Source organism: Bacteroides xylanisolvens XB1A (genome assembly GCF_000210075.1).
Taxonomy (GTDB): Bacteria; Bacteroidota; Bacteroidia; order Bacteroidales; family Bacteroidaceae; genus Bacteroides; species Bacteroides xylanisolvens.
Genome location: NC_021017.1, coordinates 4,648,231 through 4,656,015, shown reverse-complemented (window position 1 = coordinate 4,656,015; position 7,785 = coordinate 4,648,231). Strand labels below are relative to the sequence as shown.

The window sequence follows — 7,785 nt, the reverse complement described above, 5'->3', positions numbered from 1 at the left end:
TGTCTTTATTCCATAGTTGATTTGAATATCCCAATCCTTCAAAGGTGTTCCTACGGCTTCTATCTTCCGCTTGATGCTTTGCTCGATAGGAGATAGGATAACCCATGAATCGGAAGAAGAAAAATCACACACCGCTCCGCTATGCTGCACGAAAACGCTCTGTTTCATTCCGTCAAAAACTGTTTTATAAAACGGTCAAGCGTATTTCTATCAACTTTACATAATTTAGAAATTTTACGCTTAGAAACTTTTGCCTTTAAAAGTTCATGAATAAGATTTTCTTTTCCATGAAGTTTATATTTTTCTACAGAACTTTTTCTTCCCTTTGGTCGTCCCAATGTCACACCTTCAGCTTTTTTTCTTGCCAAAGCCTCCTTCGTGCGCTGGCTAATAAGATTACGTTCAATCTCAGCAGATAGTCCAAAAGCAAAGGCAAGAACCTTACTTTGGATATCATCACCAAGACGATAGTTGTCTTTTATAGTCCACACACGACATTCTTTGGTCATACAAATATTTAATATCTCCATAATCATGAATAGATTTCTTCCCAATCGTGATAATTCTGCACAGATAATGAGATCATCTTTCTGAATCTGTAGTAAAAGCCTACCCAATTCACGTTTATTGTATGATTTCATACCACTAATGGTTTCCTCAATCCAACCATCAATTACAAGTTTATAACGTTCACAGAAATTATTAATTTCAAAACGCTGATTCTCTACTGTCTGCTTATCGCTGCTTACTCTAATGTATCCGTAAATCATAATTTTATTTTTTATTATTTATACTTTATAGAATATCCCATAATAACAAGAAAAATCCTTTTAGCCATATTCTATAAGAATATAAAAGAATAAATCCTTAATAAGCAGTATTTTTTATATGCAACAAATTCTATTTCTTTATTTTGAGTTTCTCCATTTTTTTAATATAAGTTCAGATTGTTCCTTTACAGCCCGATACATCGAATAATACGCAAAGCTTTCTTCCTTATACTTCATACTGCTAACAGAAGCAGTAATAGCCCATGTAACAATAGCGACAATAAAGACCACAACATACTGGAGTTTTATATGATGCCCACGTATAAACATCCCATTAATATTGGGTGGAATAATGGTTACTGGATTTTTCAATTCATTGATTTTTGCAAGTATCTCATCCTGCCGTTTTAATATGCAATCCGTATTTGCTTCAATAGTCATACGATTGAGATTGTAATCGCAAACGTGCCGATAAAGATATTCAAGAAGTTTGGACTTCTGCTTGAATAATTCAATGAGTTTCGGGAACCATAGTGAAAATGGTAAAGTGTTCGGCTGTTGTTTCCAAATATGTTTCTTTACCACAGACAAGGCTTCATTCCAACAAGTGCAGAAACCTTTAGCGACTCCATTATAAATGGTCTTTTCGTCAAAGTCCACTTTTACAGATTGTTCCGATTTAGAAACAGTGGCATTCTGTTTTTCAATACATTCTTTTAGCTCACTGATACTTTGACGCAAATTTGCAAGATTCGCAGCTACTACATCTTCTTTCATTATCTTCTACGTTTTGAGGGTTTATAGAAAGGTTCGTTTCTTTGGCTATCCTTGTTTTTATCGTCTCGCCATCCTTGTTCATTGCTTGTTCCTCCACCTCCACTGGAAGTTATGGCCTGATGGGGTTGAATAATCAATTCTGTAGTTACATTGCCCAACGTAACGCAAAGGCTGTTAAAACTCAAATCACAGTCAAGTTTAGAACCTGCAATGCTAAATTCATCCATACAAAAGGATATACCACGAATTTTATCAGAGTTCTCAACATGATTAAAACGCATATCTATGCCCTGACCTTTGAGAATGCCAAGAAAATCATTCCATGAGCGAGATACAGCCAGTGCATCAAGAGCTGCAGAACGTAGATTATACTTCCGTAATTGATGAGGACGTAAACGGCTCTTATTTCTGGCTTTGCTGTTTTTAGGGGCAAAGTAAAGTTTATATTCTTTGGTTAAAGCTCGACAGACTTTTGCATTTCGTATCCGTTCGTTGCTATCAGAAATGAGATTACCGTCATTATCTATCCGATTGAACACTATATGGCAATGTGGATGTTCCGTATCATGATGCCTGGCTATGATATATTGGGTATTGCTAATCCCCATCTGCTCCATCCATTTCTTGGCAATCTCCACCATAAGTGTATCTCCTTTTTCATCATCGGAAAAACGGATGGTATCTTGCGGAGAGAAAGCAAGTGATACGTGTTTCACCGAACTTTTTACTTTCGGACGCATAGAAGCTTGTATCTGAAAAGAATCGGCTATGGTCTTATTGCTGATGGCACAGACACCTTCGTATGCTAAAAGTATGGCACTCTTTTTCTTGTTCTTTTGATCATTGGCGTAATTTACTATCCCTCCAAAATCGGCTCTTGTTTTAATCTTCGCTATCATGATTGTTATTCTTTACTTGGGTGATAATTCTACTGACTTCTGATATAATAGAAAAACATTGTTGTTTCACTGCTTCCAAACCATAGATGTGCATCTGATGGGCAATCTGGTTGACATTATTGGCTATACCGGAAAGGTCACGGATTGCCGATACCATTTCCGGACTGATACGCTGACCAACTTCACAGCCCATTGCAGCCTGATGGCAAAATTCATTGACAGACAGTCCAGCCTGTTGGGCTTTGGATTGGATATAGATATAGTCGTTCTCGGTAAACATTACCCGGAAACATTTCGTGCGTTTCTGGTAATTCGCTAACTTTGGGCGACCACCAAGTTTCTTTTTCTTCATACTTATCTAAACTTTGATGTGCATAAATTGATTTTTTGAGAGTGGCAGTTCTATCCGCTTGCCGCCTAGGTTTTAGTGACACTAAAACACAAACTTGCCACTCAAAAAATCTTCCTATATTTACCTTGTTCTATTCGGCTTAGTTTGCCATCTTTGATAAAGGCTTCTATCCATTTGTTTGCCGTACTTCCATTCTCACCTAAAGCTAAAACAGTTGCATCATAATCTTTTTTGGTAAATGTTTCGGGCAACATATTATAAAGGGTATTCCTTCGTGCGTAAATGCCCGTTTCTTGTGAAAGGGATTGTAAACGTTTGGGCTGATTTCCTGACAAGTTTCGATAGATGAACACTGCATGGCAAAGCAAGGTTTCACAGATACTCATGGCTATGGAATAGTCATATTTATGGCAAATTAATTGTATAGTCTCGTCAGAGGAATATGATTCGTGAGGCATATTCTCCAAATGCCGGACAGCAGTCAACACCATCATTATACGATAGGCAATCAGCCCCATCCGACGGACTACACCCTGCATTTTGTTATCTACTTCGTCACAACATTCATCATTCACCCGACTGAGATATTCTATAAAATGTTCCTGCAAATCAGAGGGAAGAGAAAAGGAATAATTACCTTGCCTAACAAATTCTTCATGTAAATGGCAGAATTTATCCCCCAATAGTTTGAACATGGCATTCTTGGATTGGGAAATATCATTTGTGGCAAACACGTTTCTTATACCTCTCTTGAAGCGAATGATATAGAAACAAAAACGGCTCATCAGACCGTTTTCTGCATCAGGTATCAATTTTCTTACTTGTTCGGGAGTTCCTGCCAAAGCGACTGACACTCTTGGATTGCTGACTTCGCAATATTCCCTGTCCTTGCGGCGGCTTAAACTGACTAACTCATGGTGGAATGCTTTTCGCAATACATCAGAATAATTACCATAGTCCGACTTCAAAGTCTGGCTTAATGTGTCACCTTCCGATTCAAATAGTAGTCCGATACCGTCATTATCTCCCAATATCTTCAAGAAAGAACTTGCACTACTATTGGCAGGAATGACAAGCATTCGCATGGGCGGTTCAGCTGGCATGGTCATTCCACCATCTTTCTTGCCTTTGATGTAAGCGTTTATTGCTTCCTTATACTCCTGCTCCAATCGTTTGGAAAGTTCATGCAAATTACGATTGATAGGGGCTACAAGTTCCCGGCACAAAGTCAACGCACCTTTCCCTATACCGGCATCTGCAACAACAAACAGATAAAGATTCGGATAAACGATTCGTTCATCGTAAACTCCGCAAACATTGTGAAAGCAGACAGACAAACACACAATAGCTCCAATCAATATCGTATCACGGTCATCCAGCGATATAGAATTGTTAACAATCTCATTTAGGAAAGGGGGAAGATGCGCAAATACACACTCAGGAAATGCTGGAAGTTCTTCCTCTGACTTTATCCATTTACCCGTTTTTCTATTTTGGATATTTGGAAAAATGGATAAATGTTCTTTGCTGAATGGAGCCAGCGAGATTCCGGCTTGGTTTGCCAGATGGAAGAAAGAACGAATGGTAATACCTTGTCCTTTGGATTGCAGACAATGCGTGTATTGTTTGTCTGTCTCTTCCCTTTGATAGTGAAGATAAAACCTACTAATGCGGTGATAATACTCCCGTCCGTTTTCTCCCAATCCGTCCACAAGCGCAAAACCCAATTCTACCCAATCTTTATAATTGGGTGCTATATCAATGGCACGCTGCTCTATTTCCCAGACAACATGTTCCACATCTTCCTCTACCTTATTATATAATGAAGTGATACTTGGTATATCTGTTTGCTTTATTTCAGAAGGGACATTCTCCCAATCTTGGGCGAAAAATATTTTCTTCGACATCATCTTTATATTTAGGGTTAATATATGCTTGTGGATCATGTGGCAAAAAACATGAACGAGCAACGTCACTTCCGGACATATCTACTAACGGCAAGCCTGTTGCTTTGATGCAGTTGGCAACAGCCTTAAAGTACCGGAAATGTTCCCAGCCTTTCAAGTCTACAGGTATGATCCATTTTAATCCATTACCGGATGGACTGACAAACAACAGTTCCGTATCGAAATATTCATGGTTGAGTAACTTTTGCTTTAGTTCCATAATATCTTCCACATGATCAAAGTCCAGACACATCAATCCGGAGTGCATTATCAGTTCCTTCTCATTCCGCTTACCGAATAATCCAGAAAAAGTACAATAGTCAAAATGGGTGGTTTTGTACCTTTTGGCTTCAGGAGAAGTTAACATCAGACGTAGAGCTTCGGTTTGTGGTTGTGCATAATGCCCGGTGATATAGCGGTACACATCCACAATACCTACAGCTCTTATCGGTTCGATGTTCTGGATAGGTTTGCGAAAGAATGAAAAACAATAATCAGTCGTTCCCATCATCTGATAATCTTTTTGGATTCGACAAATCGTCTAGCTTCCTCCATCAAGTCATTCTGTGTCTTATGCGATTTGTTCTTCAACCAGTCATCTATTTCCGATTGCAAGAAAGCCAATGCCTTATTTATTTTATGTACGGGAATCTGTTTAGTTGATACCCATCCATAAACCGTTTGCTTGGCTGGATGCGATGGCAGATAAGCGCATAGCTCATCTATATCCATCCACTTGGGTGAATCACTTGCCTGCTTATGTTGCAAGGCATTTACTTTGGATTGTAGTGATTCTACGGACTCAATCAGGTAGGACAACGCATTTGGCATTTCCTCCAACGAATTTACTTTATAAGCCATTTTCTTCGTATTAAAGTTGATGCCGCAAAAGTATAGGGATGTTTATGAGTGCTAAATAGGTGCTTGAAAGCCACCAATCAACCGCTCATTTACCACTGACAGATTTAAGTTTCATTAATACGAGAATTTATTGGAAAACATAATAAAAGGGAAATAAACTATTATTGGGACTAACACATTCCTCACCGAAAGTCTCAATGCTACAAAACACCCCTCAAAAAGCCGATGCTTCATGAGGGGCAAATGGTGGTAAGTATATGATTGGTATTACATAAGTCGTTGATGCTCAATGGTGGATATAACCACCACAACCTATAAATCCAAATTTTCTATATACAGTGTATTGGCGGCTTTCTCCTTTTGTTCGTTTACAAGATGCGTATAAATCTGCGTAGTTTTGACGTTTGTATGTCCCATCAAAGACTTGATTGTGTATATGTCAACGCCATTTTCCAGCAACAGCGAAGCGTAGCTATGTCGCCCACAATGGAAGGTGATGTGCTTCTTGATACCGGATGCTTCTATCCAGACTTTCAGAGGACGAGAAATCCAAGAGGCATCGGTCAGTCCTTCAAAAACAAGTGCTTCATCATCGTTTGGACGTATGCCACATAATTGAAGTGCTTGTTGGATGACAGGCTTGTAATCCGGTCTTTTTGTCTTTTGCTGTACAACGACCGCTTGCCATGTTCCCTTATTTGTTTGTTGAATCTGTTTCCATTTCAAAGATTGAATATCACTATGGCGCAATCCTGTGAGAATAGAGAACAAGAACGCACGTTTCAAAACATCATCCTTGCAAGGGGTATCAACCAACATTTGCACCTCATTCATGGTAAGTGCAACACGGGGTTTCTCAATGTTTGTTATTCCCTTTACTTTTGCACTTATATCAACTGTAAGATATTCATCAATAAATGCCTGTTTCAGTCCGGCTTTGAGTATGGAGAAATAGGTTGATGCCGTATTTTGTGAGATAGTACCTTTCTTATTCCCTCCCATTGGAGCACGAAGAAGGAACATCTTTATATCTTCAAGCAGTTTAACTGAAATCGCCTTGAATGGAATTGGTTGCCCATGCGAATACATTTTCAATAATTCGCCTACACGCCTCCAGTTAACTATAATCGAATCGGAACTATTGGGATGACGTGTGCTTATAATACCATTGAAATACTTGATAAAATCCTGTTCGCTCCGCTCATTCTGTGCAGCGATTTCGTTTTCCTTATCAGTGTAAAGGATGGCACTATCGTATTCGTGTTGGCGTAACTTACGGATATTGTCAGCATAGATACAAGCCTCTTGGTCTATCGTTGAACGGCATTGGATAATCCCATTCAAATCACGCTTAGGCTTATAGTTGAATGTTCCATCTGGCAAAATACGTGCAATGGACGATTTGTCCCAAACAGGCGTGGATATAGTCCGGTTAATGGATTCCACCACACGGCTTGCCCGTTTAGAACCTCGCTTATAAACTGGGTATGATTCTATAATCAGATACCACTCTTCTTTATAATTCGACCTTCTGAGTTTGACGGTCACTTTGGTATTAGGTAATGCTTTCTTCATTCTACTTCTGACTTATATAGATTATCAATTTCTTGCTTGGGTACATACACATAGTTTCCTATTTGTCTTGAGGGAATAGAGTATTTTCTAACATGTGCCCATACTGAACTGTCATTAATATGGTACTTCTCACAAATCTCAGTAATGGTATAGCAATCCTCCGGCTCTAAGCTGTATATTTTAGGAGCAGGCTTTTCTTTCTCCGCAATACTTTCCGGTCTGTTTAGAAAAAGCCATTCCATTTCAGAGCGTTTGATACGTGTGAGCCTTGTACCCATATTGATAGTTGGAATACGTCCCAATTTAATCAGGCGATACAGAGTGCTACGTTCCACCCCGAACATAGCGACGGCTTCCTTTACAGAAATGTACTCTCTGATGTCTGATACTTGTTTAGCAATGGCTTCTAACTTCGCGTTTCTATCCTTTGCATCCTTTTTGCGTTTCCAAGCCACTTTACCACATTTAGGGGAACAATAGTGACTGTCAAGTGTTTTTGCGACAAACACTTTGCCGCAGACCTTACACTTCCGTTTGATTTCAAATCCGATTGTTGGCATGTTATCTACTTTTAAGTATGTATTAGTATGTATAAGTGTGATTAA

Annotated in this window: 9 protein-coding genes and 1 pseudogene; all 10 read right to left on the bottom strand. The window is 39.0% G+C overall.

Annotated elements, in window-relative coordinates:
- Positions 1-168: pseudogene (locus BXY_RS23655) on the bottom strand (TaqI-like C-terminal specificity domain-containing protein); the annotation flags it as partial.
- Complete coding sequence (locus BXY_RS17935) at positions 165-770, bottom strand: master DNA invertase Mpi family serine-type recombinase (RefSeq protein ID WP_004302103.1); 606 nt, start codon at positions 768-770, stop codon at positions 165-167. The pseudogene BXY_RS23655 and the gene BXY_RS17935, both read right to left, overlap by 4 nt.
- 138 nt (positions 771-908) lie before the next feature.
- Positions 909-1,547 carry a hypothetical protein gene (locus BXY_RS17930; protein WP_005809789.1) on the bottom strand — a complete coding sequence of 213 codons (639 nt, stop codon included), beginning with the start codon at positions 1,545-1,547 and terminating at the stop codon, positions 909-911.
- A complete protein-coding gene (locus tag BXY_RS17925; RefSeq protein ID WP_005809792.1) occupies positions 1,547-2,446 on the bottom strand; it encodes a relaxase/mobilization nuclease domain-containing protein in 900 nt (299 codons plus the stop codon). The genes BXY_RS17930 and BXY_RS17925 overlap by 1 nt, the downstream gene beginning before the upstream one ends.
- Positions 2,430-2,798, bottom strand: a complete 369-nt coding sequence (locus BXY_RS17920; protein WP_004302091.1) for a MobC family plasmid mobilization relaxosome protein — start codon at positions 2,796-2,798, stop codon at positions 2,430-2,432. The genes BXY_RS17925 and BXY_RS17920 overlap by 17 nt, the downstream gene beginning before the upstream one ends.
- A 101-nt stretch (positions 2,799-2,899) precedes the next feature.
- Entirely contained in the window at positions 2,900-4,705 is a 1,806-nt protein-coding gene (locus tag BXY_RS17915) for a DUF3987 domain-containing protein (RefSeq protein WP_015532581.1), read from the bottom strand.
- Positions 4,656-5,255, bottom strand: coding sequence for a BT4734/BF3469 family protein (locus BXY_RS17910; protein WP_015532580.1), 600 nt, complete (start codon positions 5,253-5,255; stop codon positions 4,656-4,658). Before BXY_RS17910 ends, BXY_RS17915 begins: the two co-directional genes overlap by 50 nt.
- Positions 5,252-5,605, bottom strand: coding sequence for a methylation-associated defense system helix-turn-helix domain-containing protein MAD1 (mads1, locus tag BXY_RS17905; protein WP_005809798.1), 354 nt, complete (start codon positions 5,603-5,605; stop codon positions 5,252-5,254). The genes BXY_RS17910 and mads1 overlap by 4 nt, the downstream gene beginning before the upstream one ends.
- A gap of 312 nt (positions 5,606-5,917) precedes the next feature.
- Positions 5,918-7,180: a site-specific integrase gene (locus tag BXY_RS17900; RefSeq protein ID WP_005809799.1), complete on the bottom strand. Its 1,263-nt coding sequence runs from the start codon at positions 7,178-7,180 to the stop codon at positions 5,918-5,920.
- Positions 7,177-7,740 (bottom strand): helix-turn-helix domain-containing protein, encoded by a 564-nt coding sequence (locus BXY_RS17895; RefSeq protein ID WP_005809801.1) that lies wholly within the window; start codon positions 7,738-7,740, stop codon positions 7,177-7,179. The genes BXY_RS17900 and BXY_RS17895 overlap by 4 nt, the downstream gene beginning before the upstream one ends.
- Positions 7,741-7,785: the final 45 nt, after the last annotated feature.